Annotated in this window: 18 protein-coding genes; all 18 read right to left on the bottom strand. The window is 60.7% G+C overall.

The genetic code is table 11. The features are described from left to right. Positions 1 to 175 precede the first annotated feature (175 nt). Positions 176 to 1,501 carry a lipopolysaccharide biosynthesis protein RfbH gene (gene rfbH, locus CLU94_RS15740; RefSeq protein WP_077408253.1) on the bottom strand — a complete coding sequence of 442 codons (1,326 nt, stop codon included), beginning with the start codon at positions 1,499 to 1,501 and terminating at the stop codon, positions 176 to 178. Positions 1,502 to 1,531: 30 nt separating this feature from the next. Next, positions 1,532 to 2,599 carry a CDP-glucose 4,6-dehydratase gene (gene rfbG / locus CLU94_RS15735; RefSeq protein ID WP_099666290.1) on the bottom strand — a complete coding sequence of 356 codons (1,068 nt, stop codon included), beginning with the start codon at positions 2,597 to 2,599 and terminating at the stop codon, positions 1,532 to 1,534. Further along, entirely contained in the window at positions 2,599 to 3,369 is a 771-nt protein-coding gene (rfbF, locus tag CLU94_RS15730) for a glucose-1-phosphate cytidylyltransferase (RefSeq protein ID WP_099666289.1), read from the bottom strand. The genes rfbG and rfbF overlap by 1 nt, the downstream gene beginning before the upstream one ends. Positions 3,370 to 3,426: 57 nt before the next feature. Next, positions 3,427 to 4,647 (bottom strand): GumC family protein, encoded by a 1,221-nt coding sequence (locus CLU94_RS15725; protein WP_099666288.1) that lies wholly within the window; start codon positions 4,645 to 4,647, stop codon positions 3,427 to 3,429. A 104-nt stretch (positions 4,648 to 4,751) separates the two neighbouring features. Next, positions 4,752 to 6,680: an SLBB domain-containing protein gene (locus tag CLU94_RS15720; RefSeq protein WP_099666287.1), complete on the bottom strand. Its 1,929-nt coding sequence runs from the start codon at positions 6,678 to 6,680 to the stop codon at positions 4,752 to 4,754. A 53-nt stretch (positions 6,681 to 6,733) separates the two neighbouring features. Next, a complete protein-coding gene (locus CLU94_RS15715) occupies positions 6,734 to 9,628 on the bottom strand; it encodes a YjbH domain-containing protein (protein ID WP_373610057.1) in 2,895 nt (964 codons plus the stop codon). Positions 9,629 to 10,052: 424 nt separating this feature from the next. Then, on the bottom strand, positions 10,053 to 10,757 hold the full coding sequence (locus CLU94_RS15710) for a DUF4197 domain-containing protein (RefSeq protein ID WP_099666285.1): 705 nt from the start codon (positions 10,755 to 10,757) through the stop codon (positions 10,053 to 10,055). Positions 10,758 to 10,939: 182 nt separating this feature from the next. Continuing rightward, positions 10,940 to 12,514 (bottom strand): SEL1-like repeat protein, encoded by a 1,575-nt coding sequence (locus CLU94_RS15705; protein ID WP_099666284.1) that lies wholly within the window; start codon positions 12,512 to 12,514, stop codon positions 10,940 to 10,942. A gap of 2 nt (positions 12,515 to 12,516) precedes the next feature. Then, positions 12,517 to 14,721 (bottom strand): EAL domain-containing response regulator, encoded by a 2,205-nt coding sequence (locus CLU94_RS15700; protein WP_099666283.1) that lies wholly within the window; start codon positions 14,719 to 14,721, stop codon positions 12,517 to 12,519. Positions 14,722 to 14,726: 5 nt separating this feature from the next. Further along, positions 14,727 to 16,880, bottom strand: a complete 2,154-nt coding sequence (locus CLU94_RS15695) for an HDOD domain-containing protein (protein ID WP_257218830.1) — start codon at positions 16,878 to 16,880, stop codon at positions 14,727 to 14,729. 202 nt (positions 16,881 to 17,082) lie between these two features. Further along, on the bottom strand, positions 17,083 to 18,363 hold the full coding sequence (locus tag CLU94_RS15690) for a multidrug effflux MFS transporter (RefSeq protein WP_218965298.1): 1,281 nt from the start codon (positions 18,361 to 18,363) through the stop codon (positions 17,083 to 17,085). Positions 18,364 to 18,543: 180 nt separating this feature from the next. Continuing rightward, on the bottom strand, positions 18,544 to 19,746 hold the full coding sequence (locus tag CLU94_RS15685; protein WP_373610056.1) for a THUMP domain-containing class I SAM-dependent RNA methyltransferase: 1,203 nt from the start codon (positions 19,744 to 19,746) through the stop codon (positions 18,544 to 18,546). An 87-nt stretch (positions 19,747 to 19,833) separates the two neighbouring features. Next, positions 19,834 to 20,448, bottom strand: coding sequence for a 2-hydroxychromene-2-carboxylate isomerase (locus CLU94_RS15680; RefSeq protein WP_099666279.1), 615 nt, complete (start codon positions 20,446 to 20,448; stop codon positions 19,834 to 19,836). Positions 20,449 to 20,458: 10 nt separating this feature from the next. After that, entirely contained in the window at positions 20,459 to 20,896 is a 438-nt protein-coding gene (locus CLU94_RS15675) for a CopD family protein (protein ID WP_099666278.1), read from the bottom strand. 70 nt (positions 20,897 to 20,966) lie between these two features. Next, positions 20,967 to 22,238: a glutamate-5-semialdehyde dehydrogenase gene (locus CLU94_RS15670; RefSeq protein WP_099666277.1), complete on the bottom strand. Its 1,272-nt coding sequence runs from the start codon at positions 22,236 to 22,238 to the stop codon at positions 20,967 to 20,969. Positions 22,239 to 22,261: 23 nt separating this feature from the next. Further along, entirely contained in the window at positions 22,262 to 23,278 is a 1,017-nt protein-coding gene (gene holA, locus CLU94_RS15665; RefSeq protein WP_099666276.1) for a DNA polymerase III subunit delta, read from the bottom strand. Between the two features lie 10 nt (positions 23,279 to 23,288). Next, on the bottom strand, positions 23,289 to 23,888 hold the full coding sequence (locus CLU94_RS15660; RefSeq protein WP_099666275.1) for an LPS-assembly lipoprotein LptE: 600 nt from the start codon (positions 23,886 to 23,888) through the stop codon (positions 23,289 to 23,291). A 2-nt stretch (positions 23,889 to 23,890) separates the two neighbouring features. Next, a complete protein-coding gene (leuS, locus tag CLU94_RS15655; RefSeq protein ID WP_099666274.1) occupies positions 23,891 to 26,530 on the bottom strand; it encodes a leucine--tRNA ligase in 2,640 nt (879 codons plus the stop codon). Positions 26,531 to 26,539 lie beyond the last annotated feature (9 nt).

The following is a 26,539-nucleotide window of genomic DNA, read 5'->3' as shown; positions in this document are numbered from 1 at the left end:
TGTACTTGAGAAGCATACTAAACGTCGTCTTTCAACTCAAAATCGATATCGAGCGCGGGCAATAATTTTTCATTGCAGGTTTTGACAAAAAAGCTCCACATCTCATCGAAGCGATCTGGTTGCAACAAAAGAGTGCTCTGCAAAAGTTCAGCGACGATATGCATACTCAGATGTATTAGAAATTCACGCCAAAGAATTCTTCGATCTTGCTGATCGAGAAATCCATCATTTCGCGGGTCAGGCCCGGGAAGACGCCGATCCACAGCGTGTCGTGCATGATGCGGTCGGTATTCGTCAGCTCGCCCGAGACACGGTAGTTACGCCCGATCATGTACGGCTGGCGCGTCAGGTTGCCGGCGAACAGCAGACGCGTACCGATCTTGTGCTGGTCCAGGAAGGTCAGCAGGCTGACACGGTCCACATTCGCTTCCGGACGCAGGGTGATCGGGAAACCGAACCACGAGGGATCCGAGTTCGGCGTCGCTTCCGGCAGGATCAGGAACTCCGCACAGCTCTGCAGGCCATTTTTCATGTAGTTGAAATTGTCCTTGCGCGCCTGCACGAAACCGGCCGCGCGGTCCATCTGCGCCAAGCCGCAGGCGGCCTGCATGTCGGTAATCTTCAGGTTGTAGCCCAGGTGGCTGTAGGTGTACTTGTGGTCATAGCCGTCCGGCAGCGTGCCCAGCTTGCAGCAGAAGCGCTGGCCGCAGGTGTTGTCCTTGCCTGGCGCGCAATAGCAGTCGCGGCCCCAGTCGCGGAACGATTCGGCAATCGCTTTCAGTTCCGGATTGTTAGTGAACACCGCGCCGCCTTCACCCATGGTAATGTGGTGCGCAGGGTAGAAACTCATGGTGCCGATATCGCCGAAGGTGCCGCACATCTGGCCGTTGTACGTGGCGCCCAGGGCGTCGCAGCAATCTTCCACCAGCCACAGATTGTACTTTTTGCACAGCGCGACGATGACTTCCAGGTTGAACGGATTGCCCAGGGTATGGGCCAGCATGATGGCCTTGGTTTTGTCCGTGATGGCCGCTTCGATTTTGCTGGCGTCAATATTGTAGGTGCCCAGTTCCACGTCGACGAAGACGGGTACCGCACCATATTGCAAAATCGGATTGACGGTGGTCGGGAAACCAGCCGCCACGCCGATGACTTCGTCACCGGGCTGGATGGCGCGCGCGCCGAGTTTCGGCGACGTCAGCGCCGAGAAGGCCACCAGGTTGGCCGACGAGCCGGAGTTCACCGTGATCAGGAATTCGACGCCGATAAACTTGGCCAGACGCTGTTCGAATTCGTCATTGAAACGCCCCGTGGTCAGCCAGGCGTCGAGCGAGGCTTCGACCATCAGGCCCATCTCGGGGGCGCCGACGACTTTGCCGGCCGGTGGAATCACCGTCACGCCCGGCTCGAAGGGTTTCGGCACGCTGGCCAGTGCGCCGTATTGCGCCACCAGGGCAGCGATCTGCTCGCGGATTTGTTGTTGGGTCAGTTGTTCGCTCATGATACAGCCTTCAATTTATTAGGTAATTAATCAGGTATTTTGATAGGTGGCGATTTGCGCCAGCGTCATTGCCCGCATGTCCGCGCCCTGGTCGCAGGCCTTATGCCATTCGACGATCTTGGCGATGGTCTGGCCGATGTCCCAGCGCGGATGCCAGCCCAGCTGGCCGCGTGCCTTGGAACAATCGAGCTTCAGATAGGTCGCTTCATGCGGATGATCCTGGCCATCGAGCGACCAGGAGGCGCCCGCGCCCCATTCTTGCGTCATGCGCTCGATGATCCATTCGACGGGCTTGGCGTCGGTATCGTGCGGACCGAAGTTCCAGCCTTCGGCATGCACGGGGCCTGCCGTATACAGCTTTTCCGCCAGGGTCAGATAGCCGCTAAGCGGCTCGAGCACATGCTGCCACGGGCGGATTGCATGGGGATTGCGGATCATTACCGGCTCGCCGGCGCCGATCGCGCGCAGCATATCCGGGATCAGGCGATCCAGCGCCCAGTCGCCGCCGCCGATGACGTTGCCGGCGCGGCCGCTGCCCAGAGCCACGCCGTGTTCGGCGTATTTGTCGGCATGGAAGAAGGAACTGCGGTAGCCGGCTGTCACCAGTTCGGCACAGCCCTTGCTGTTGCTGTAGGGATCGTAGCCGCCCATGGCCTCGTTTTCGCGGTAGCCCCACGGCCATTCGCGGTTTTCATAGCACTTGTCGCTGGTGACGTTCACCACCGCACGCACGCCAGGCGTGGCGCGCACGGCTTCGAGCACATGCACCACGCCCATGACGTTGGTGGAATACGTTTCCACCGGATTGGCGTACGAGTAGCGCACCAGCGGCTGGGCGGCCATGTGAATGACGATGTCCGGGCGCGCGGCGGCCATGGCGCGCTTGACTGCGTCGCCATCGCGCACGTCGCCGATGATCGACTGCATGCCACTGGCCACGTCGGCGACCTCAAACAGGCTGGGGGTGGTCGGTGCCGCCAGCGCATAGCCGGTCACGTCGGCGCCAAGCTGCTGCAGCCATAGGCTCAGCCAGCCACCCTTGAAGCCGGTATGGCCGGTGAGGAAAACACGTTTTCCTTGCCAGAATGCAGGATTCATCAAGCCGCCTTCCAGGGGGCCTTGCCCGATTGCCACAGTTCTTCCAGATGTACCTTGTCGCGCAGGGTATCCATCGGTTGCCAGAAGCCATGATGGAAGAAGGCATGCATTTCGCCTTCCCGCGCCAGGCGCTCCATCGGCGCCTTTTCCCACACGGTACTGTCTTCGGCGATATAGTCGATGACTTGCGGCGACAGCACGAAATAGCCGCCGTTGATCCAGGCGCCATCGCCTTGCGGCTTTTCCTGGAAACTGTTGATCTTGTTGCCATCCAGATTCAGCGCGCCAAAGCGGCCGGGCGGCTGGGTCGCGGTCAGGGTGGCGAGCTTGCCGTGCGCCTTGTGGAAGGCGATCGATTCAGTAATGTTGACATCGCTCACGCCATCGCCGTAGGTGAAACAGAATGCCTCTTCGCCTTCCAGGTAGGGCTGGACACGCTTCAGACGCCCGCCGGTCATGGTCTCGTCGCCCGTGTCGACCAGCGTCACTTTCCACGGCTCGGCATTGCGCGCATGCACTTCCATCTGATTATTCTGCATATCGAACGTCACGTCCGACGTGTGCAGGAAATAATTCGCGAAATATTCCTTGATGACATAGCCCTTGTAGCCGCAACAGATGATGAAATCATTAACACCATGTGCAGAATAGGACTTCATGATATGCCAGAGGATCGGTTTGCCACCAATTTCCACCATCGGCTTGGGCTTTGTTGATGTTTCCTCACTAATACGGGTTCCCAATCCTCCCGCCAGAATAACAGCTTTCATTTAATTCCCTTACTCTTCAATTTACTACCCGCAGGCAGGCCCAGGCATACCCGCTATTCAATTATTTTTTCCCGCCCAAGCATTTTTCAGAGCGCTCCAACGATATTTGCTGCCCTCATCATGAGCAGACCGCAAATATGCATCACGCATCAATGCCAAAAACAATGCCAAGAATCCACCACCGACAAATCCCAAAATAATAATAATCATTTTTTTCGGTTTTGATTTTTTTTCTGCCGGTACTGCACTATCGAGAATTTGTATGTTCGACGATTCTTTGGCCTCGTCTATTTTTGCCAACTCATACTGTTTTGACAGCAATTCAAATATGGTTTCCTGATATTTAACATTACGCAAGCTTCGTATATATTCAACCCCCACCTCAGGAATCTTTCCGGTTGGCACCATCAAATCGCCGTCCTTGGATGATTTCCCTGTTTTCAATCTACCAAGTTGAGCTTGATATCCTTGTATTTCCCCCTGCAAACGCATAAGATCTGGATTGTTATTTGTTGCAAAGCTCCGCATTGCATTCAGTTGCACTTCTTTGGCTGCAATCGTTCCTTCCAACTGGGCAACGTTACGGATAATGCCCTCGACTTGTCCATCCAATTGCAGCATGCCAGTACTTTCCTGTGTCTTGCGCAAAGCAATTTCGGCATTCGCCAAGTCGTCTTTAACCGCGACTAACTGTTTTTCAAAAAACAGGCGGCGCTGCGCAGCATCGGTTATCGCAAGGCCCTTGGTCAAATTCGACAGCTCAATGACAAAGGCATTGGCTATTTGGGCCGCAAATTTCGGATCTTTATCTTCGACAAGCACAGAAATAGTTCCGGCTTTATCATTAACGACAGTCGCCATGCCGTCCAATTTCTTGCGCGCCTCGTCTAATGTTTCCACATCAAAGCGTGTTTTCAAATCAAATTGACTTATCAGTTTGTCTGCGATGGTTCGACTTTGCAACATGGCAACATACAAATCATTAGGATTTTTCAACCCTGCAATGCCGCCGGCGGCTCCAGCCAGCCCGCCAAGCTGTCCCAACATGGCAGAGACTCCCGAGCTTTGCTGCTGAGGAGGTAAAATGACTGCTGTCGATAAAAAAGTCGGCTTAATCAGGAATGCAACAGCGATTGCCAATACTCCCGTTACCAACGGCACCATAAACAATATTTTTTTTTGCCGGGCAAGTGCAGTCAATATATCCAATAAGTGAATTTCATCATTATTTTCATTCATCGGTACGCTCTGCTCTCTATTTTTTAATTGCTCAGACATCTTTTTCTCTCGGTTGATAACCCGTCATATTTTCAGCGTCACCAAGGTTCGTTTGTCTTACGCATATCGCATAACTATCAAGATACCCTGGCATCTACTTGACATTAGTCTTTCAGCACCTTCAAACCAGCCGCACCCAAACCAAACTGATAAAAAATAGCTGTCCATTCCTTCAAGCTCTGCATGAACGTGCTGCGTTCGATTTTTTCAGGCACCACGACGGTATCACCCGGATTCAACGCCGTGCCGCCGAGGCCACCGAACCAGCCGGTGCCTTGGCCGCTTTTCGCCGTGCCATCCGCACGAATCACGTACATTTCGGATTTATCCGCATTCGCGGTGATGCCACCAGCTTGCTGTACATAGTCGTTGACCGTGCGCTGTGAGCGATAAACGAACGCGTTTTGCTGGAAGACAGAACCCAGCACATCCACGGTGCCGGGGCGGCGCGGGATCAGGATCGAGTCGCCGTCCTGCAAGGGCAAATCGGGCAGGTTTTTCACTTGCGTATCGACGCCAGGCAAATCGAGCACAATGCGGCCTTCTGCCTTGACGGTGCGCAGTTTTTGCACGATGCGGCGCTGCTGCTCGACTTCAGCAGCCGTTTTTGCCGCATTCTCCTTGTCGCCACTCGAGGAGATGCGCTGGGTGGCATTCGATTCCAGGTCGCGCTCAAAGCGGTCGGCCACCTGGTTCAATTTGATTTGCTGGGCGCGGCGTACGGATTCGCGGTTCAATTGGGTGGCGTACAGGTAGCCGTTTTCATTGGCACCACCGACACGGGCGATCAGTTCGCGCAAGGTTTCACCTTTTTTCAACAGGAAAATACCGCTTTGCTTTGCTTCGCCAGCCACGCGCACGTATTCATTCTGGATTTGTGCCTGGACGGGTACAGCGCCTGGTGCGAACACGCGCAGAATATCGGTAGGCTTGACGGCAATGCCGGCCAACTGGCTGTTGGAAACGCCTTTGTCGGCTACCAGTTCCAGCACGGTTTTATATTGATTGTCGATGTTCTTTTCGACCACGATCTGCTTGGTTTCCGCCGCCGAATCAAAACCGCCGGCCCAGCTCAGTACATCAGCCAGTGTCGCGTTGCCTTTCAACTCGAAGATGGCCGGTTGCTTCACGCTGCCCGTCAAGGCCACCAGCGGGCCCACCTCAGGAATATAGATCACGTCGCCGTCGCGCAAGGTGACGTCACGGCTCTTGTCACCGTTGACCAGCATGTCATACAGGTCGAACGTGGTGACGGTATCCTTGCCGCGCTTGAGCTGAATACTGCGCATGCTGCCGGTAGCGTCCGGACCGCCCGAGGTAAACAGGGCGTTGAGCAGGGTGCTCATGGAATTGAGGGTATACGTACCGGGACGAACGGCATGGCCAACCACGTAGACCTGCACGGCACGCGTTTGCGCAATGCTCGCAGTCAAGTCGAAATTGGTGTATATCTTGCCGATGGCCTTTTTCAAATAGCCCTGCAAATCCTTGTACTGCACGCCGCTGACCTTGATGGAGCCGACGCGTGGGATGAAAATCGCACCGCTGCGGTCAACCGTGGCGCTGACGTCAATGTCAACCATGCCCCAGCCGCGTACCTGCAACTCGTCACCCGTGCCAATCACGTATTCCTGGTTCACCTGGACACCATCGAGCGGCGCAAAGGTGGACGGCACGTCGCCGAACAGATCCTGGCCAAAGATCCTCAATTTCTTACCGGTCACGCCATCGACATACTCTTCGAAAGCCCCGACTGGCGCATCAACATCAGTACCAGTACCCACAATGCTCCGTTTGCCGTTACTGTTGACGGGGACTTTTTTTGCCTGACGCTGCTCACCGCGTCCGCTGCGAATACTGGGCAAACTGCTGCCGCCCATTTCATTCGCCTGTGCACGAGAAATATCCGTGCGGGGCATGTCAGTTACGCCAAGTTCCTGTTCGACGGCATAGGCCGAAGTTGCACCCAGCAGGAAAGCCGAGAAAATCATGTGTTTCACGAAAGGCGGGGGAGTACGAAATTGCTTTTTCATGCTGGTCTTTGTCTGGATGAATGTTGTATGAGTAAAGGGAGCGCCATGCGCGCTTAATACTTGCCCTGCCAAGTCACGCTGATTTCTTTCGGGCCGGGATTGATCGACAAACCCGATTTGCTCTGGTCGCGCTGCGCGTGCCACAGCCAGCTGCCCATGGCGTAGCCCAGGATGCCGCCGGCGACCGTGTCGGACACCCAGTGCTTGCGGCCAAACACGCGGCCGGCGGAACCCACGGCGGCCACGCTGTACAGCCAGGGCGCATCGTATTCCTTGGCAAATGGCGTCACGGCAGCAAAGCCGATCGCGGCATGCGCGGAAGGGAACGACGAGTTCGAACGGGAACTGCCGCTGCCGACGCGGCTCCACGTCCCGAGGTCTTCCTCGGGTCGGGCGCGGCCAAACGCATATTTTCCGGCCACTGCCACGCCCGTTGCCACGGCAACCGATTGCAGGGAAATGAGTCCCGTATTTTGCATGCGCTCATCGCCCAAGGCGAAGGCGGCGGCAGCGGCGCCCACTGCCGCGTATGGCATGGCCTTGCCCAGCTTGTCCCAGTTGCGGTAGACCTTGGAATCCTCGTGCTTCTTGACGAAACGGTCGACGGGCTTGTCGCTGAGGGCTGATGCCAGCACCACGCCCCCGACCACCGCCGTCGCCTTGAGCCACTCAGGGGCGCTGGGCGTCGCAGATGCGGATTGCTCCAGGCGCGCGCGCATGGCGGGCCATGGACTGACAAACGGCCGGTCTGGCGGATTGACGGCAGGCAGGTGCTGTTCGTCCGGGCGCTCGGCAAAGTTGCCCAGGCCATCGTAGCTGTGCATGTCGGCACGCGGGCGCTCGAACATGTCGTACAGGTCGCCAGGCGAGGCCACCATCTGCCCCACGTCGCGCGTCCATGGCGCAATGGCAAAGCCGGCCGTTGATTGCGTATCCATCGGCAACATACTGTTCAGCGGCACGGACAGGAAGATGCCACGGTCCTGATACGGCTTCGACGGCGTGCCAGGGCTGGTGATGTCGTTGCCGTTCGTATGCGTGTACCACGCGCCGACTTCGATGCCGGACTGGAAGCGGCGCTTGAACTCCACGCGCACGCCCGTGTCTTTGGCCAGGAAGCGGCCGGCGCGCGCCGTCACGGTAATATCGTGCGGCAAGCGGTAATGCAGGGAACCGATCGCCGTCACCGTCTTGTAGTCGCGCGAATCGAGCAAGCCCTTGTAGCCACGCTGCTGCAAGGCATCGACAGCCACGTCGGCCGCCCAGCGGCTATCCTTCGGCAGGTACAGCACCTGGCCGCCCACGCCGCGGAACATGTCTTCATACAGGCCGGCCGACATGCGGGTATACACGCGCTCGGCGGGATTGTTGTATTTGTTCAGCAAGACGCGGCTCAGCGAGAACCGCCCGCCGCGCAAATACTCCGCGATATCGGTACGCACGTGCGGCAAATTGCTGTTCGATGGCTGCTTGACGCCCGATACGGTTTCCAGCAACTGCAGGCTGGCGGCGCTATTCAGGTACAGGCCGTCGCCCAGGCGGCGGTCGTAGTTGGCCACGGCCGAGATCGAATAACGGAAGGCACCGCTCGGGTCATTGAAGAAGAAGCCCACCTTGGGAGCGACCTTGAAACGGTTCGCTTCCCGGTCCAGCGATTTGATTTGCACCACGTCGCCATCGACGCCAACGCCGACGGCCAGCTTGCCATCGTCCTGCAGGACATTGGCGGCGTTGGCGGGAGCCGGTGCGGAAACGGCAGGAGCAGACGCCGCGGGCGCCATGGCAGTCGCGGAAGCGGCGGCAAGTACCGGCGCGGGCGCAGGTACTGGTGCAGGTGCTGCGGCAACGACGGGTGCCGGCTTGTCGAGGAATTCCTGCAGCCAGCCTTGCTGATCGTCCCGGATGACATCGCTTTTTTCAGGGTAGCGCAGCAGCACGACGTCGAGGAAGGCCTTGCGGTCGATCTTGCCTGCCAAATAGTCATTCAGTTTTGGCAAATCAAAGAATTCGTAGGTGGCGATTGGCTGGTCCAGCTTGGTATACGTGATGCGCAAGGTCGTCACGCCCTTTGGCGCGAAGGCGACAGCCGTGCGCGCGGCACGGCCAACGGCGCGACCCATGTTCGAAATCCGGCTGTTGGTCAGGCTCAGGCTCAGGACATTGCCTTCCTGCTCGACACGGATGTTCTTGTAGTCCTGCTTCACCAGGGCATTGACCAGGTCGGCGCCATACACGGCGTCGCGGTGCCATTCTTCCTTGCTTGGCAGCGGTGGCGGATTCTTGTCATCCACGAAATACGGCGGTTCGTACACCTTGGGGACAAACTCGCGTTCGCCAAACGGAATGCTGATATAGGCGTTCACGCTGAACTGGTCGCGGTTACGGGCTGCTTGCAAGGCAAGCCAGCCCCAGCGGTACTCCAGGCCCACGGACGCGCCTTTGCGGCGCTTGCCGGCGTCCGTTTCGCTGGCACGGAAGTCGCGCAAGTAATTCGTTGTATCGTATTCGGCCACCACCGACCAGCGTGGCAGCGCGGCCGGCGTCCAGCGCGCGCCGGCGAACACCCCGTCCGGGCGTTTATGAGCATAGCCGAGGCTCGCTTCGATATTCTTGCTGACGCCAAATGTCTTGGTGGCAACCACATATTGGCCCTTGAACAGCTCGGTACCGAACAAATCCGTCATGCCGACGGCAACGGACGGCATCCACTCCGTTTCTGTCCACAGGCGCAATTTGCCGTCGACGACTTTATCCTTGTAGCGGCCATAGCCACTGCCATATTCACCGGGCACATTGGTAAAACCGGGTATGCCCGTGATCGACACATAACGTCCCGTCATTTGCAGGAAAGGCAGGATATTCGCCGTCGCCCATAACTGGCCATACGGGCTGTCGTAGCTGTAGCCGACGCTGAAGGTACCATCCGTTTCCACCACGGCGCTGGGCATATTGATATACCCGGACTGGCCACCATGATTCGGGGTCGCGGCCATCACCGAAGGCGCGCCAAGCACCAGACAGCCACACCAGGTATATTTGATTGATTTTCTGAGTACGCTTAACAAATCCGGCTACCTAAAGATCCTGCACCTGGAATTCCTGACAATGTCTTCAGAAAATCAATGAGCTTGGGGAAAAGTGAATGAAACGAAAAAAGGCCAACCCACGGGCATCTTGCAATGCCACGTATCAGTTCGCCACTAAAACTAGGCACTCCCGGGCAACAGATCGTTGCTTAATCATGCCTCAGGAATATATGTCGCGGAATTTTAACATTGTTTTCTTGTAGCAAATGCTTAACTTGTTTCCCTAGCGCCACACCTGCCCCTGCACCGCAAACGCCGCCTGCGGCGCTGCGGCAGGCGGGAAAGGTCACTTCAAACTGCCAAATACTTTGCCGATAATCTTGCTGCCATATGCGAGCGGATTGCTTCGGATGGCTTTTTCTTCCTCGCCGATCATCAGGTACAGGCCGTCAAGCGCACGGTCCGTGACATAGCCTTCCACCGTCGATTGCTGCTGCGGCATCAGTCCCGTCTTGCCGATCTGGCTCATGGTGCTGTTGTACTTGCTGGCCAGGCCGGAACGGTCGGTAACGGATTTCACGATGGGCAGGAATTTGACGGCCAGGGGTGCCGATGTCTTCTGGCGGAAGAAATCCGTGACGGAGGTATCGCCACCGGACAGGATATTTTTTGCATCGCTCACGCTCATCGATTTGACAGCGTCGAGCAACAATGGCTTGGCCATGGGTACGGCCGATTCGGCGGCACGGTTCATCGACACCACCAGATCGTCCAGTTGCTGGCCGCGGCCCGTCATTTTCAGCAAGGGCTTGGCTTGTTCCAGGATGCCGGGCAACTTGATCTTCACCTTGTCGTTATTGAGAAAACCATTTTCGATGCCCAACTTGGCAACGGCGGCGGCCGATCCGGCTTCCAGCGCCGCCTTCAAGCCATTGCTCGCATCCTGGTTACTGAGGGCATCCAGGGGACCGGCGGCGCCTGCGCCCGACGACAGCAACACCAACGCGCACAGGAGGACGGCCGAACGGCCAGGGAAAGGGTTCAGGCGCATAGTTTTCCTTTTCTAAAGAATAGACAGACTACCTTCTGCTGGAACCTTAGCACATCAAAACTGCAAATACTGCAGCAATTTTTTGCGTGTTGGGGGAAACAAGGGGTGCCACAGATGGCGAAGGGAAGGGACTATACAACACCGGCTGTTGTATCCGCGCACGCTAACGCCGGCGGCATAGTTTAGGCTGCTATCGCCGCCAGCTGTTCGCGCACCCGCGCCAGATCCGTCTCGCGCATGCGCGCCGCCGTCTGGCACAGGGATTTTTCCGCGCCCGCCACGCCGGCCGCCGCCGCCATCGACAGCCAGATATACGCCTGCTGCAAATCGAGCGGGCCACCCTGGCCGCTGGCCGCCATCAAGCCCAGATTCATTTGCGCCCGCGCATGGCCCTGACGCGCGGCCAGCGCATACCAGTCCCAGGCCGCGGCATAATCCTGCGGCACATCCTGGCCATTGTCATGCCTCAGGCCCAGCGCAAACTGGGCCAGGCTGTGGCCCTGCGCGGCCGCGCGGCAGTAACAAGCGCAGGCCAGCTGGCTATCGGGTGCCGGACCATCGTCGCGGTCGTGCAGCACGCCCTGCATGTATTGCGCCGGCGCGTAATCCTGCTCGGCGGCGCGGCGGTACCACTCCAGCGCCAGCGACAGATCCTGCGGCACGCCCTGGCCATGTTCATAGCGCAGGCCCAGGTCGAACTGCGCCCGCACATGTCCCTGGTCGGCCGCCTTGCGGTACCAGAAGATGGCTTCCTGCGCATCGGCAGGCACGCCCTGCCCATGCTCATACAGGAGTCCCAGCTGATACTGGGCTGCGGGAAAACCCTGCCCGGCCGCCTGGCGGTAGAACACTTGTGCCTGGGTATAGTCCTGCGCGCCATGCTCATGGTGCAGGCCCAGGTTATGCTGGGCCGCCGCGTGTCCCTGGCCCGCTGCCTTCACGTACCACGCGAGTGCCGCCTGCTTATCGCAGGGCACGCCCTGGCCATTATCGTAGATCAAGCCCAGGTTGAATTGCGAACTGGCGTGGCCCTGCTCGGCCGCGCGCCGGTACCAAGTGATCGCCTGCCCGCTGTCCTGCGGCAGCACGTCGCCATTTTCATAGCGCAGCGCCAGGTTGAACTGGGCAGGCGCATAGCCCTGTTCGGCCGCCTTGCGCATCCAGGCCGTCGCCTGCTGGCGGTCCTGGCGCACGCCCTGGCCATTATCGTAGCGCAGGCCCAGGTTGAACTGCGCCCGTGCATAGCCCTGTTCGGCCGCCTTGCGGTACCAGGCGATGGCTTGCACGAAGTCCTGCGGCACGCCCTTGCCATTGTCATACATCATGCCCAGATTGTTCTGTGCGCCCGCGTCGCCCTGTTCCGCCGCACGGCTGAACCACAGCATGGCTTGCCCGCTATCTTGCGCGAGTCCCTGGCCCTTTGCATACAGCCAGCCCAGGTTGTACTGGGCCGCAGCGTAACCTTGCTCGGCCGCCTGCAGGTACCAGTGCGCCGCCTGCGCAAAATCCTGCGCCACGCCCTGTCCCTTCTGGCACATCACACCCAGGTTGTATTGCGCATGCTCCAGGCCCTGCGCGGCGGCCAGGCCATACCAGTGCAGCGCCAGCGCATAGCTTTGCTCAATGCCCTGGCCATTGAAATGCATGAAGCCCAGGCTGTGCTGGGCGTTCGCATTGCCCTTCTCGGCCAGCCCTTTCAGGCGCAGGTAGTCAGCCGTGTAATGAGCAGCCGTGTAGCGGGGGTCGGCAAGCGGCATGGTCAAGCTTCGATGGCCAGCGTCTGCGACAGCGCGGGAGCGGCATCGGCGATCAGGCGGTTCTGCTCCTGCAGCACGCCGATGAAGCTGCCCAGCGAGATGGGCCGGTGGTACAGATAGCCCTGCATCGTGGTGCAGCCCTTGTCCTGCAGATAGCGCGCCTGGCCTTCCGTTTCCACGCCCTCGGCGATCAGGTGCAGGCCCAGTCCGCGCGCAATCGAGATGATGGCCAGGATGACGGGATAGTGTCCATGCTCGTCGTGGATTTCCTTCACAAACGACTGGTCGATCTTGATGGTGTGGATGGGGAAGCGGTGCAGGTACGACAGCGAGGAATAACCGGTGCCGAAATCATCGATGGCCACCGACACGCCCAGCTGGCACAGCTTGTTCAACTGCTCGATCGCATACTGCGGGTTGCGGATGCAGATGTTTTCCGTGATCTCCACTTCGATCTTTTCCGGCGCGATGCCATAGCGCGTCAGCGCGCCGCGCATCTTCTCGAAAAAGTCGCCCCGGTCCAGGTACTGCGGCGACAGATTGAGCGACAGGCGCACGGCTTCGCCGCCGGCCGCATTCCACTGCACCAGATCACGGCACAGGGCGCCCAGCATCCAGTCCGAGATCGGCAGCATCAAGCCGTTTTCCTCGGCGAACGGCAGGAATTCGCCGGCCGTCAGCAAGCCCCGTTGCGGATGGTTCCAGCGCATCAGGCCTTCGGCGCCGACGATGCGGCCCGTCATCACGTCCACCTGCGGCTGGTAATACATCTCCAGCTGGTTCAGTTCCAGCGCCTTGCGCAGGCTTTGTTCGAGCGCGATCTTCTGGTGCGACACGTCGAGCATGGACTCGTGATAAAAACTGTGGCCGTTCTTGCCCAGCGCCTTGACCTGGTACATAGCGATGTCGGCGTGGCGCAGCAGTTCGTCGATGGTCTCGCCGTCGCCCGGATAGATGGCGATGCCGATGGAAGCCGAAATATGCACCTGGTTGCCATCGAGGTCGAAGGGTTGGTGCAGGCATTCGAGGAACTTGTCGGCAATCAGGCGCGCATCCTGGCGGTCGCGCAGTTCCGGCAGCACGATGGTGAATTCATCGCCGCCCTGGCGCGCCAGGGTATCGCCGCGGCGCAGGCAATCCTTCAGGCGCAGCGCCACCTGCTGCAGCAGCTCGTCGCCCTTCACGTGGCCCAGGGTATCGTTGACCAGCTTGAAGCGATCGAGGTCGATGAACATCACAGCCAGCTCCGTCAGCTTGCGCCGCGCCTGGATCACGGCCAGCCCCAGACGGTCCTTGAACAGCATGCGGTTCGGCAGGTCCGTCAGGATGTCGTGATAGGCCTGGTAGGAAATGACTTCTTCGGCGCGCTTGCGGTCGGTGATGTCGCGCGCCACGCCGTAGGTGCCGAAGTATTCCTGCTTCCGGGCTTCGTGATCGTGGCTGTGCATGCCGATCGAATTGAGCGGAACCGTCATCAGGGTGTTGTTGAAGGTACGGTCACTGCCGCTGCCGCTATGGCACTTCAGGCGCAGTTCCACATTGCGCGACGCGCGCTCGTCGATGCGGCGCTCATTAAAGGCATAGCGCGCCCGCTCCTGGTCTTCATCGTGCACGAGGATCGAATAATGGCTGCCGATCAGCTCTTCGCGGCTAAAGCCCAGCAACTGGTGCACCCGATCGTTGATGAAGGTGATGCGGCCTTCGTGGTTCAGGGTGTAGATGATGTCGGGCGAGCTGTCGACCAGGTAGCGGTACATCTTTTCCGAATTTTCCAGCTGCAGCGCGATGCGCTCGTTTTCCAGCGCCAGCTTGCGCTTCTGCAGCGCATTCTCCACCGTCTTGAGCAGCTCTTCGCGGCTGTAGGGCTTGCGCAGATAATCGTAAGCGCCGCGTTTCAGGGCGCCGATGGCCGCCTCGATGCCGACGTCGCCGCTCATGACGATCACGTCGCCCTCGATGCCGCGCCGGTTGATGTGGTCCATGATTTCATGGCCGCTCATGTCGGGCAGGCGCAAGTCGAGCAGGATCAGGTCGAAGCGCAGTTTCGACAACTGCGCCAGCGCCTCGCTGCCGCAGGTGGCCGTGTACAGCTGGTAGCCGCGGTCCTTCAGCAATTCGTGAAGGGAGGCGAGCAAACGGGGCTCGTCGTCGACCAGCAGGATGCGCGGGCTGTTTTCCAGGTCAAACGGAATGGCGGAGGAGTTCATGGACGTTACGAAGACAAAGCGGTATTGCCGGGCGCGGGCAGCGCGGCTGCAGCACTCGCTGGCAAGGGAATGGGCAGCAGAATTTCAAACGAGGTGCCGGACTTGCTGCTGCGGCAGCCGATCACGCCATGCAGGCGGGTGACCAGGTCATGCACGATGGACAGGCCCAGGCCGTGATGCGCCCCTTCCTTGCTGCTGCGCACAGGGGAAAACAGATTGGCCAGCACTTCCGGCGCCAGGCCGGCGCCATTGTCGCTGACGCACAATTCCAGGTACAGGCGACGGTCGCGGTTGACGTGGCCACGGTTCGCCACTTCGATGCGCCCGCCATCGGGCAAGGCTTCGACGGCGTTTTTCAGCAGGTTGAGCAGGATTTGCTTGAGCATGTCGGCATCGGCCTCCACTTCGCATGGTGCATCCTGCATGCGCGTGACCACCTCGATCTTCGGCGGCAGGAAGTCGGTGGCGCGGAACAGGCGCAGCACATCGTCGACCACGCGCGCGCAATCGGTCACGCCGCTGGCCGCCACCGGCTGCAGGTCGGCCAGGCCGCTGATCAACTGGCCGACCCTGTCGATTTCCTCGTTCAGGATCGACATCTCGCCCGTGACCGGCTCCTGCTTCTCCAGCTTGTGATCGAGCACGCTCAGGTAGTTCTTGATGATGGACAGCGGGTTATTCACTTCATGCACGACGCGACGCGACGCGGCGCGGTATTCCTCGGCCACGTGATCGAGCTGGCGCCGTGCCAGGCCGCGCGCGCTGATGGCCGTTTCCAGCGCCGTGGCGGCCTGGTTGGCATACGCGCGCAGAAAACCCTCACGCTTCTGGCAGGCGGGAATCTGCCACGCCGCCACGCCGCCGATCAGCACACCCAGGCTGCGCTGGCCCGCCACGAGCGGCACGCAAACCAGGCTGTCGGTACCGAGAATGCGGAACAACTGCTCTTCGACGATGCCCAGCGCCGGCATGTCGCGCTTCAGGAACGCCAGTTGGCACTCCAGCGCCGAAGCGGCCAGGAGCCCGCCCTTGGCCAGCGGGATCGAGAAGCCGGCCAGACGCTGCTGATGTTCGCCCGCCGCAACGCCGACGAGCGCATGGCCGGTGGGGTTTTGCAGCAGGATGACGGCCGTGTCGAAATCGAACAGGATGCGCGCCGAGCGCGTGATGGCTTCGAGCAGGCTGCTTTCTCCCTGCTGGCGGGCGAAGGTCTGGCCCACTTCGGACACCAGCACCATATTGCGCACTTCATCGGACAGGCGCTGCTGCACCGGATCGACGGATGGCGGCGCATACGCGGGTGGCGTGGCGATATCATCCGCACCGGCCAGGTCGATGCCCAGGTGCTGCGCGGCCTGCGCCACCTGGCGCGCGACGCTGCCGGCCAGGTCTTGCAGTACGTCGACATCCAGCGCGCACAGGCTTGCCGCCTGCGTGATCGATTCCGCATCATCGGCATGGCAGCACAGCAGGTGCGCCAGGCGCACGATGCGAATCAGGGGATGGCTCGCTTCCAGGCGCGCCAGCGGTTCGTGGTGATACAGCACGCTGTCGGCCAGGAAGGAATCGAGATGCCAGCGCTCGATCAGCCAGGCGCCCGCTTCAGCATGCGTAATCTGCAAGGTGCGCTGCTCCACCGCGCACAGGGCGGCATCGTCGCGCGCCGTGAAATTGAACGCGTATTCCTTCGGCGCCGTGGCCAGCAAGGCCAGGCGGCCCACGTTGTGCAGCAAGCCGGCCAGATACGCTTCCTCGACGTGCGGATAGGCCATGGCCTTGGCCAGCGCGCGCGCCATGACGGCGGCCGACAGCGAACTTTTCCAGAAGGCGCGCAAATCCGTGCTGCCGGAATGGGGAAAGCTGTTGAAGGTCTGAAAGACGGATTCGCTGATGACCAGGGTCTTGATCATGTCCGTACCCAGCGACACGAGCGATTGCTCCAGGCTGACGACCTTGCCCTGGCGATGGTAGGCCGAGCTGTTGGCCACGCCGAGTATCTTGCTGGTCATGCCCGCATCCTTGGCGATCAGGGCGGCCAGCTCCGGCATGCCGGCATCGTCGGCCTGCAGGTGGGCGATCAGCTTGATGAGTATCTGCGGCATGGCCGGCAGGCGGGCAATCAGCAGGCGATTGCGAATATCTTGATCAGATTGATGCATCGTATCAGGCATTGCCGGTTCGAAAAGGATGAGCGCTTAGCAGCGAAGCGCGGCCACGTCAGAGGAATCCTCTACTCCTGTAACCCAAAAAATGTCGCCTGAGAGGATGCCGGGAAAAGAAGTCATCTTATCATAAGCGCCGAATATTACTTGCAATATAGAAAATTAAGTTGAAATAAATCTAGCGTTCTGCAGTGGAAACTTATGCCTTGAAGGAACCCAGCAAACGGTGACGAAAGCGCCGCGATATCAGCCACAGCGCCAGCGCCAGGCCCGTAAACGCCAACTGGCCCGAGGCCAGCCACAGCACGGAACCGGACAGCAGCGGCGAGATCACGCCGGCCACCACGGCGCCCAGCAAGGTGCTGGCAAACGACTGACACGAAGCCACCGTGCCGCGGATATGCGGGAACAGATCGAGCGCCAGCAGGGTCGCGCCCGGCCCCACCAGCGACATGCCGAAGGTGTAGAAGAACAGCGGCAGCACCGACCAGGGCAAGGAGGGCGGCAGGAACAGGTGATACACGACATTGACGCTGGCGGCGCACAGCAGAAAAGCAAAGCCGATGCCGATCTGGCGCGCGAACGTCACCTTGCCGGCGATGCGGTTGGCCGCCGCGGCGCCCATGAAGATGCCGCTCACGCAGGGAATGAACAGCCAGCCGAATTGCGATGGCCCCAGGCCCAGCTGCTTGGGCAGCATTTCCGGCGCGGCCGTGATGAACAGGAACAGGCCCGCGAAATTGAGGGCGACGATGCCAGCCTTGATGTGGAACAGGGGCGAGCGCAGGATCTGGCCATAGCTCGAGGCGAGGAAGCGGGGATTGAACGGCTGGCGCTTTTCCATCGGCAGGGTCTCGGGCAGGCGCCAGTAGCAGAACGCCAGCAGCACCAGCGTGTAAAAGGCGAGGAACAGGAAGATCGAGCGCCAGTCGAACCAGATGACGATCCAGCCACCGAGAATCGGCGCCACCGCCGGGGCGATGGAAAAGATCATCGTCACCAGCGACAGCAGCCGCGCCGCCGCCGCATCGGCATACAGGTCGCGGATGATGGCGCGGCTGATCACCACGCCGGCGCCGGCCGAGACGCCCTGCATGATGCGGAAGAACCACAGGTAGTGCACCGTGTGCGCGGAAGCGCAGCCGAGCGAGCCGATGGCAAACATCAGCAGTGACACAAGAATGACGTTGCGCCGGCCAAAAGTATCCGAGATCGCGCCATGCCACAGCACCATGCCGGCAAAGGCCAGCATGTAGAACGTCAGCGACTGCTGTACTTCCAGCGGCGACGCTTGCAGCGAACCCTGGATCGCGCCAAACGCGGGCAGGTACGTGTCGATCGACAGGGGCCCCAGCATCGACAGCCCGGCCAGCATCATCGCCAGCGCACCGCGGCTCAGCGGCGCCATGTGGCTCGGCGTGGGAGGAGGAACGGGGGTAACCGGGTCGGGCGGCACATCGGCCGGAGGGGTGGGAAACATGGCGGATCCAAAGTGGCGCGCGGACCGGTTACGGTCCGCGCGCGTGATACTGCATTTTTTAGCGCGTAAAACACCTGAGAAAACCGTAGCGAGCGGCCGCCAATTGTGGCCGAGAAGCGCAACCGTACAAAAGTACGGTGAGCATCGCAAGCCGCAAGTGGCAACGCGCAGTAGGTTTAATCAGATGTTTTTCGGTTTGGCTTCTTCTCTACGGTTGTAGCCGGCGACCATATCAAAGCGGAACAGACGGCATTCCAGCGCGCCGTTGAAGAATGGCGTCTTGCGTGCTTCCTTCAAACGCAGCAGCTTGGGCAGGCCCAGGTCGGCCGTGAACAGGAACACGGTCCAGCCGGCGAAACGCTGCTTCAGGGTCGTGCCCATGGCCGAATAGAATGACGTCGACAGTTCGTCTTCCGGGATGGTGCTGTCGCCGCGCACACCGATACGCTCGCCGTACGGCGGGTTGGTCAGCATGATGCCCGGCACGTCGCTTGGCGGCTTGACTTCCTGCGCCTCGATCTGTTTCAAGGGCACGTCGAAGCGCACACCGGCGCAACGCAGGTTATGGCGTGTCATGGCGACCATGTCGCCCGAGATGTCGCTGCCGAAAATGGTCGGCTCGGCGGGCAGCGGATTGACCTTGATGGCGTTTTTCATGGCATTCCACGGCGCCGGATCGAAGTCATGGAAGTTTTCAAACGCGAACTGGCGCGAGGCGCCCGGCGGAATCCCCTGCAGCATCTGCGCCGCTTCGGCCAGGATGGTGCCGGAACCGCACATCGGGTCGAACAGCACCATGCCAGGCTTCCAGCCCGACACGCGCAGCAGGCCGGCGGCCAGGTTTTCGCGCAGCGGCGCGTCGCCCGTCTCTTCGCGCCAGCCGCGCTTGAACAGGGCTTCGCCCGAGGTGTCGAGGTACACGGTAAACGTATGCGCGTCGAGGAAGCCGACGATGCGCATGTCCGGCGTCTTGGTGTTGACCGACGGACGCTCGTTGAACTGGTCGCGGAAGCGGTCGCAGATCGCATCCTTGATTTTCAGGGTCGTGAACTCCAGGCTGCGCAGCGGCGATTTGACGGCCGTGACGTCGACGCGGATCGTGTGGTGCACGCCGAACCAGTCTTCCCAGGATTGCGCCAGGGTCAGGTCATAAATATCGTTTTCCGTCTTGTAGCCGGAATGGGCCATGCGCATCAGCACGCGCGAAGCGATGCGCGAATGCAGGTTGATGCGATAGGAGTCCAGCAGGTCGCCCGAGCAGTGTACGCCGCCCGGCACCTGGTTGTGGACCTTCATGGTCGAACTATCGTGGGCGATCTCGCCCAGTTCCTCGGCCAGCGCCGCTTCCATACCGCGCGGGCATGGGCAAAAATATGAAGCCATGGTTGGTGTACCCTTATTCCATTGTGTTGAACGCCCGCTAAATTACAGGCGCTGCTTACTACGTTTAAAAAAACTGCTTTTGCTTGACTACCCTGCCAGCGCCCGTTCGACAAAATCGAGGCGGTCCTGGCCCCAGTACCCTTCGCCATCGACGATGTACCACGGCGAGCCGAACACGGAAGCGGCGGTCGCTGCCTCCGTGTTGGCGTCGTATTCGGCCTGCACGCTGGCCGTTTCCGACGTTTTCAGCAACTGGCGGCCATCGAAACCGGCGTCGAGCGCGATCTGCACCAGTGTTTCCTCGTCGCCGATGTTGCGCTCTTCCGCCCACAAGCCGCGCATGATGGCGTGCGCCAGGTTCAGCGACGCCTCCACGCCGTGCGCCAGGCGCGTGGCGATGATCAGCTTGGCCGACGCTTCCGGCGACACGGGAAAAAACTTGGGCTGCAAGGTCAGGGGAACTTGCAAAAAGGCCGACCAGCGCCCCAGTTCGGCCAGGCGATACGCCTGGCGCTGCGGTGCACGCTTGGCCAGCGGCAGGCCGCCCGAGACGCTGAAAACCTTGCCCAGGTCGAAGGGTCGCACGTCGATCTGTGCGCCCGTCTTCGCGGCGATGGCCATCAGGCGTGCGTGCCCCAGGTAAGTCCATGGAGAGTGGGGCGCGAAGAAATACTGCACGACTTTGTTCTGACTTGCACTCATCTCGACTCCCTTAGAAAGGCTTGACCACGACCAGCACGACGACGGCCAGCAGCATCACCACCGGCACTTCATTAAACCAGCGGAACCAGGTGTGGCTGCGCTTGTTGAGACCTTTTTCAAACTTGCGCAGGATGGCGCCGCAAGCGTGGTGATAGCCGAGCAGCAGCACCACGAACGTCAGCTTGGCGTGCATCCAGCCCGGCATCTTCATGCGGCCTTCGCCCCCGCCGTACAGCATCCACATCAACGCCAACCCCAGCACCATGGCCGGCAGCGCCAGCAGGGACATGAAGCGGTACAGCTTGCGCGCCATCAGCAACAGGCGCTCGGTGGCCACCGTTTCCGTCTCCATCGCCAGGTTCACGAAGATGCGCGGCAAATAAAACAGGCCGGCAAACCAGGACATGACGAAGATGATGTGGAAGGCTTTGGTCCAGAGAAAGAGCATGGGGTTCCCAGTGTCAGAAGTGGAGAGAAACGAGAGCACGGGCCGCCTTGTGGGCAGCCCGCGAAAGAGACTATTTGCGTACTTCGCCGTGGCCAAAGACCACGTACTTGAGCGAGGTCAGGCCTTCCAGTCCCACCGGGCCGCGCGCATGCAGCTTGTCGTTCGAGATGCCGATCTCGGCGCCCAGGCCATATTCAAAACCGTCGGCAAAACGCGTCGACGCGTTCACCATCACCGAGGCGGAATCGACTTCGCGCAGGAAGCGCAGCGCATCGCTGTAGTCTTCCGTGATGATCGATTCCGTGTGCTTCGATGAATACTGGTTGATGTGGTCCATCGCTTCGTCGATGCCGTCGACGACCTTCACCGACAGGATCGCCGCCAGGTATTCGGTGCGCCAGTCTTCCTCTGTGGCGGCCACCAGGTGAGGATAGGCAGCGGCGGCCAGGATCGCATGGCTTTCCGGATCGGCGCGCAGTTCCACCTGCTTGGTCAGGTACAGTTCGGCCAGCTGCGGCAGCACGGTCGCGGCGACGGCGCGCGACACCAGCAGCGTTTCCATGGTGTTGCAGGTGCCGTAGCGGTGGCACTTCGCGTTGAAGCCGATATCGATCGCCTTCCTGATATCGGCCTTGGCGTCGATATAGACGTGACAAATGCCATCGAGGTGCTTGATCATCGGCACGGTGGCCTCGTCCATCAGGCGCGCGATCAGGCCCTTGCCGCCGCGCGGCACGATGACGTCCACGTACTGCGGCATGGTGATCAGGGCACCGACGGCGGCGCGGTCGGTGGTGTCGATGACTTGCACGGCATCGGCCGGCAAGCCGGCTCCCTGCAAGCCCTCGGCCACCAGCTTGGCCAGCGCGCGGTTGCAGTGAATCGCTTCCGAGCCGCCGCGCAAGATCGTCGCGTTGCCGCTCTTGATGCACAGGCCGGCGGCATCCACCGTCACGTTCGGACGCGCTTCATAGATGATGCCGATGACGCCCAGCGGCACGCGCATCTGCCCCACCTGGATGCCCGTCGGGCGGAACTTCATGTTCGAGATTTCGCCGATCGGATCGGCCAGCGACACGATCTGCGTCAAGCCTTCGACCATGGTGGCAATGGCAGCGTCGGATAGCGTCAGGCGGTCAAGCATGGCCGGCGCCAGGCCGGCGGCAGCGGCCGCATCGAGGTCGCGCTGGTTCGCCGCGCGCAGCAGGTCGGCATCGCGCACGATGGCGGCGGCAATCAGGCTCAAGGCGCGGTTACGCGTGGCGCTGTCGGCACGCGCCATGGCGCGCGAGGCGGCGCGTGCGCGCGTGCCCACGTCCTGCATATATTCTGTGATGTCCATGCTCGTATCCATATAGTAAAAAACTAGCCTCGGGCGATCTTCAGGCCCAACTGCAGCATGGCATCCCAGGCATCGCCCGCGTAGCCCTTGGCGCGCAAGCCCTTGATCATCTTGTCCACCTGCGCCGCCTGCTGCAGCGCCGCTTCCAGCACGGGTAGCGAAATGCGCCGCAGGGCCGGTTCCATCATCCGCTCGCGCGGCCCCCAGATGCGGTATTCCTTCAGCAGCGCGCCCAATGGACGCCCTTGCGCCATGCCCGCCTTCAATTTTAACAGCGTGCGGATTTCTTCGGAGACGGCCCACAAGACCAGCGGCAGCGCCTCGCCCTCGCCTTTCAAGCCCTCGAGCATGCGCACCAGGCGCGCCGGATCGCCGGCCAGCATGGCTTCGGACAGCTTGAAGACATCATAGCGGGCCACGTTCAACACCGCGTCCTGCACTTGTTCATACGTCAGCTTGCCCACGGCATGCAGCAAGCCCAGTTTCTGGATTTCCTGGTGCGCCGCCAGCAAGTTACCTTCCACCCGTTCGGCGATGAAGTCGATGCTGGCCCGTTCGGCGCTTTGTCCCTGCGCGGCCAGGCGCTGGCCTATCCACGCCGGCAACTGCGCCCGTTCCACATTCGGAATGTCGATATACACGGCCGCCTGCTGCAGGCTGGCGACCCAGGCCGCCTTCTGCGTGGCCCAATCCAGCTTGGGCAAGGTAATCAGGGTCAGGTTGTCGGGACTGAGGTTTTTCGCGTAGCTTTGCAGCGCCGCGCCGCCATCCTTGCCCGGCTTGCCGGTGGGGATGCGCAACTCGATCATTTTCTTGTCACCGAATAGCGACAGCTCCTGGTTCGCCGCCAGCAGCTCGCCCCACTTGAAGCTGCGCTCCACCGTCAGCACGTCGCGCTCGGAGTATCCCTGCGCACGCGCCGCGCGGCGGATCTTGTCGGCCGCTTCCAGCGCCAGCAGGTGTTCGTCGCTGGTGATCACATACAGCTGCGCCAGCGGCTTGGCCACATGCCCATCGAGCGCGTCTATCCGCAATTGCATGGCGTCCCCGTTACTGCTGCGGGGCTGCCGGCGCAACCGGCGTCACGGGCGCCACTGGCGCCACCGACATGGCCGGCAGCACCGGCTTGATGGCGGCCAGGCGGCGCATGATCTGCTGCACCAGGTCATTGCGCATGTCGCGGTACAGCGCCGCTTCTTCCGTTTCCTTGGCCAGTACCTGCGAGTCGTCGAAGGTGATCGGACGCACCAGGCTGATGGTCGTCGGCGCCAGCAACTGGTTGCCGGCCTTGTCCACCACGCGGAAATTGATCGAGTAGCCGAGTTGATACTCTTGTACCCGGCCATTTTTGTTCAGCGACAAAATGGTCTTGGTCTGATTCCTCTCCGGGTCGCTGAGCACTTCAAGGACGGCGTCGGCGCCATCCCTGGTGTTGACCACTTCCGTGCTGCCAATGGCGCGGATATAGCGCTTCAGGCCGATCGCCAGCGGCGACGTGTCGGGCAAGCCGATGTACATCGTCGCGAACGGCAGCATGAAACTGCCGTTCGAACCGCGCAAATGGAAGCCGCAGGCCGACAGCAAAACAGTCAGGCCCAAGGCCAGCACGGCGCGGCGGCCCAACAGCGATACGGAAGAGGAAGTCGTCATGATTACACCACGATGCTGATTAACTTGCCTGGCACGACGATGATCTTCTTCGGCGTGGTCTCGACGTACTTCTGCACACTTTCGCACGCCAGCGCAGCCGCTTCGATGCTGGCCTTGTCCGCATCCTTGGACACGGTGATCGAGCCGCGCAGCTTGCCGTTCACCTGGATCATCATCTCGATCTCGGACTGCTCCAATGCAGCCGGGTCGACTTGCGGCCAGGCGACGTTGAGCAGGTCGCCGTGCACGCCCGCGTAGCCCAGTTCCTGCCACAGCACGTGGGTGATGTGCGGCGCGACGGGGTTGAGCAGGCGCAGGAAGATGGAGAAGCCTTCGGCGATCAGCGCCTTCGACTGCGCGCTATCGTCCAGCTTGGCCGATTCCAGCGTGTTGAGCATCTTCATGCAGGCCGATACCACGGTGTTGTACTGGATGCGCTTCAAGTCGTAATCGGCTTGCTGCAGCAGCTTGTGCAATTCGCGGCGCAGGTTTTTCTGCGCGTCGCCCGTGGCCGGTGCGGCGCCGCCGGCCAGCGCGGCTTGAATCGTCGCCGACTGGGCGTAGCCGAAGTTCCACACGCGGCGCAGGAAGCGGTTCGCGCCTTCGACGCCGCTGCCCGACCATTCCAGCGTCTGTTCCGGCGGCGAAGCGAACATGGTGAACAGGCGGGCCGTGTCGGCGCCGTACTGCTCGATCTGCGCTTGCGGGTCGATGCCGTTGTTCTTCGACTTCGACATTTTTTCCGTGCCGCCGATTTCTACCGGCTGGCCGTCGGCCACCAGGACGGCGCTTTGCGGACGGCCCTTGTCATCGAGCGACAGGCGCACGTCGTCCGGGTTGAACCAGGTGGTCTTGCCCACCGCGTCCTTGCGATAATATGTTTCGTTGAGCACCATGCCTTGCGTCAGCAGGTTGACGAATGGCTCGTCGAACTTGACCAGGCCGAAGTCGCGCATGATCTTGGTCCAGAAGCGCGCGTACAGCAAGTGCATGACGGCGTGTTCGATGCCGCCGATGTACTGGTCCATCGGCATCCAGTAATCGTTGCGCGCGTCGACCATCGCGTCGTTCGAGCCTGGCGAGGTATAGCGCATGTAATACCACGACGAATCGACGAAGGTATCCATGGTGTCCGTCTCGCGGCGCGCCGGCTTGCCGCACTGCGGGCAGTCGCACTGCAGGAAGGCTTCGTATTTGTTCAGCGGATTGCCCGTGCCGTCCGGCACGCAGTCTTCCGGCAGCACCACCGGCAAGTCTTTTTCCGGCACCGGCACCACGCCGCAATCGGCGCAATGGATCATCGGGATCGGCGTACCCCAGTAGCGCTGACGCGAAATGCCCCAGTCGCGCAGGCGGAACGTGGTTTTCTTTTCACCCAGGCCCAGTTCGGCCAAGTCGGCGGCCACCGCATCGACGGCGGACGCGAAATGCAGGCCGTCGTATTTGCCGGAAGCGACGCAAACGCCGTCCTTGCTGCCATACGATTCCTGCCAGGCGTCCGTCGAGAATTCCTGGCCCTTGACTTCGATGACTTGCTTGATCGGCAGGTCGTATTTCTTGGCAAAGCCGAAATCGCGTTCGTCGTGCGCCGGCACACCCATCACGGCGCCATCGCCGTAGGTGATCAGCACGTAGTTGCCGACCCAGACTTCCACTTGCGCGCCCGTCAGCGGATGGGTGACGAACAGGCCGGTCGGCATGCCCTTCTTCTCCATCGTTGCCATGTCCGCTTCGATCACGGAACCGAGCTTGCATTCGGCGTTGAAGGCGGCCAGCGCAGGATTGCTTTGCGCAGCGTGGATGGCCAGCGGGTGCTCGGCGGCCACGGCGCAGAAGGTCACGCCCATGACGGTGTCCGGACGGGTGGTAAACACATACAGCTTGCCGTCGCCGATCAGGGCGCCATTCGCGTCCTTGATGTCATGCGGGAAGGCGAAGCGCACGCCCGTCGACTTGCCGATCCAGTTGGTCTGCATGGTGCGCACGCGCTCGGGCCAGCCCGGCAGCTTGTCATCCACATATGCCAGCAACTCTTCCGCGTAATCGGTGATGCGCGCGTAGTACATGGGGATTTCGCGCTTTTCGATCAGCGCGCCCGAACGCCAGCCGCGGCCATCGACGACTTGTTCGTTGGCCAGCACGGTCTGGTCGATCGGGTCCCAGTTCACGGTACCGGTTTTCTTGTAGATGATGCCTTTTTCCAGCATCTTCAGGAACATCCACTGGTTCCATTTGTAGTATTCAGGCTTGCAGGCGGTCATTTCGCGCGACCAGTCGATGGCCAGGCCCATCGATTCCATCTGCTGCTTCATGTGGGCGATGTTCGAATACGTCCATTGCGCGGGCGGCACGTTGTTGGCCATGGCCGCGTTTTCCGCCGGCATGCCGAACGCATCCCAGCCCATCGGCATGAGCACGTTGTAGCCATTCATGCGCAGGTAGCGGTACATCACGTCATTGATCGTATAGTTGCGCACGTGACCCATGTGCAGCTTGCCCGAAGGGTAAGGCAGCATCGAGCAGGCAAAATACTTGCCTTTTGGGAAACGCGGGTCGTGTTCGACGGCTTTATAGGCGTCGATCGCCTTCCAGTGCGATTGGGCGGCTTGTTCGACGTCGGCGGGACTATATTTATCTTGCATGATGTGCGG

This window comes from Janthinobacterium sp. 13, assembly GCF_002749695.1.
Lineage (GTDB): Bacteria > Pseudomonadota > Gammaproteobacteria > Burkholderiales > Burkholderiaceae_D > Janthinobacterium > Janthinobacterium kumbetense.
The sequence above is the reverse complement of the archived record's forward strand: the minus strand, read 5'-3'. Positions and strand labels throughout refer to the sequence as shown.

Excerpts from the sequence above, each read along its gene's own strand:
- rfbG (WP_099666290.1), bottom strand. The coding sequence starts at position 2,599 with ATGAATCCTGCATTCTGGCAAGGAAAACGTGTTTTCCTCACCGGCCAT.
- CLU94_RS15715 (WP_373610057.1), bottom strand. The coding sequence starts at position 9,628 with ATGCCCAGCGCCGTGGTGGAAACGGATGGTACCTTCAGCGTCGGCTAC.
- CLU94_RS15685 (WP_373610056.1), bottom strand. The coding sequence starts at position 19,746 with ATGGCTTCATATTTTTGCCCATGCCCGCGCGGTATGGAAGCGGCGCTG.
- CLU94_RS15710 (WP_099666285.1), bottom strand. The coding sequence starts at position 10,757 with ATGCGCCTGAACCCTTTCCCTGGCCGTTCGGCCGTCCTCCTGTGCGCG.
- CLU94_RS15690 (WP_218965298.1), bottom strand. The coding sequence starts at position 18,363 with ATGTTTCCCACCCCTCCGGCCGATGTGCCGCCCGACCCGGTTACCCCC.
- CLU94_RS15705 (WP_099666284.1), bottom strand. The coding sequence starts at position 12,514 with ATGCCGCTTGCCGACCCCCGCTACACGGCTGCTCATTACACGGCTGAC.
- CLU94_RS15720 (WP_099666287.1), bottom strand. The coding sequence starts at position 6,680 with ATGAAAAAGCAATTTCGTACTCCCCCGCCTTTCGTGAAACACATGATT.
- leuS (WP_099666274.1), bottom strand. The coding sequence starts at position 26,530 with ATGCAAGATAAATATAGTCCCGCCGACGTCGAACAAGCCGCCCAATCG.
- CLU94_RS15680 (WP_099666279.1), bottom strand. The coding sequence starts at position 20,448 with ATGAGTGCAAGTCAGAACAAAGTCGTGCAGTATTTCTTCGCGCCCCAC.
- rfbH (WP_077408253.1), bottom strand. The coding sequence starts at position 1,501 with ATGAGCGAACAACTGACCCAACAACAAATCCGCGAGCAGATCGCTGCC.
- CLU94_RS15695 (WP_257218830.1), bottom strand. The coding sequence starts at position 16,880 with ATGCATCAATCTGATCAAGATATTCGCAATCGCCTGCTGATTGCCCGC.
- CLU94_RS15725 (WP_099666288.1), bottom strand. The coding sequence starts at position 4,647 with ATGTCTGAGCAATTAAAAAATAGAGAGCAGAGCGTACCGATGAATGAA.
- rfbF (WP_099666289.1), bottom strand. The coding sequence starts at position 3,369 with ATGAAAGCTGTTATTCTGGCGGGAGGATTGGGAACCCGTATTAGTGAG.
- holA (WP_099666276.1), bottom strand. The coding sequence starts at position 23,278 with ATGCAATTGCGGATAGACGCGCTCGATGGGCATGTGGCCAAGCCGCTG.
- CLU94_RS15700 (WP_099666283.1), bottom strand. The coding sequence starts at position 14,721 with ATGAACTCCTCCGCCATTCCGTTTGACCTGGAAAACAGCCCGCGCATC.
- CLU94_RS15675 (WP_099666278.1), bottom strand. The coding sequence starts at position 20,896 with ATGCTCTTTCTCTGGACCAAAGCCTTCCACATCATCTTCGTCATGTCC.
- CLU94_RS15670 (WP_099666277.1), bottom strand. The coding sequence starts at position 22,238 with ATGGACATCACAGAATATATGCAGGACGTGGGCACGCGCGCACGCGCC.
- CLU94_RS15660 (WP_099666275.1), bottom strand. The coding sequence starts at position 23,888 with ATGACGACTTCCTCTTCCGTATCGCTGTTGGGCCGCCGCGCCGTGCTG.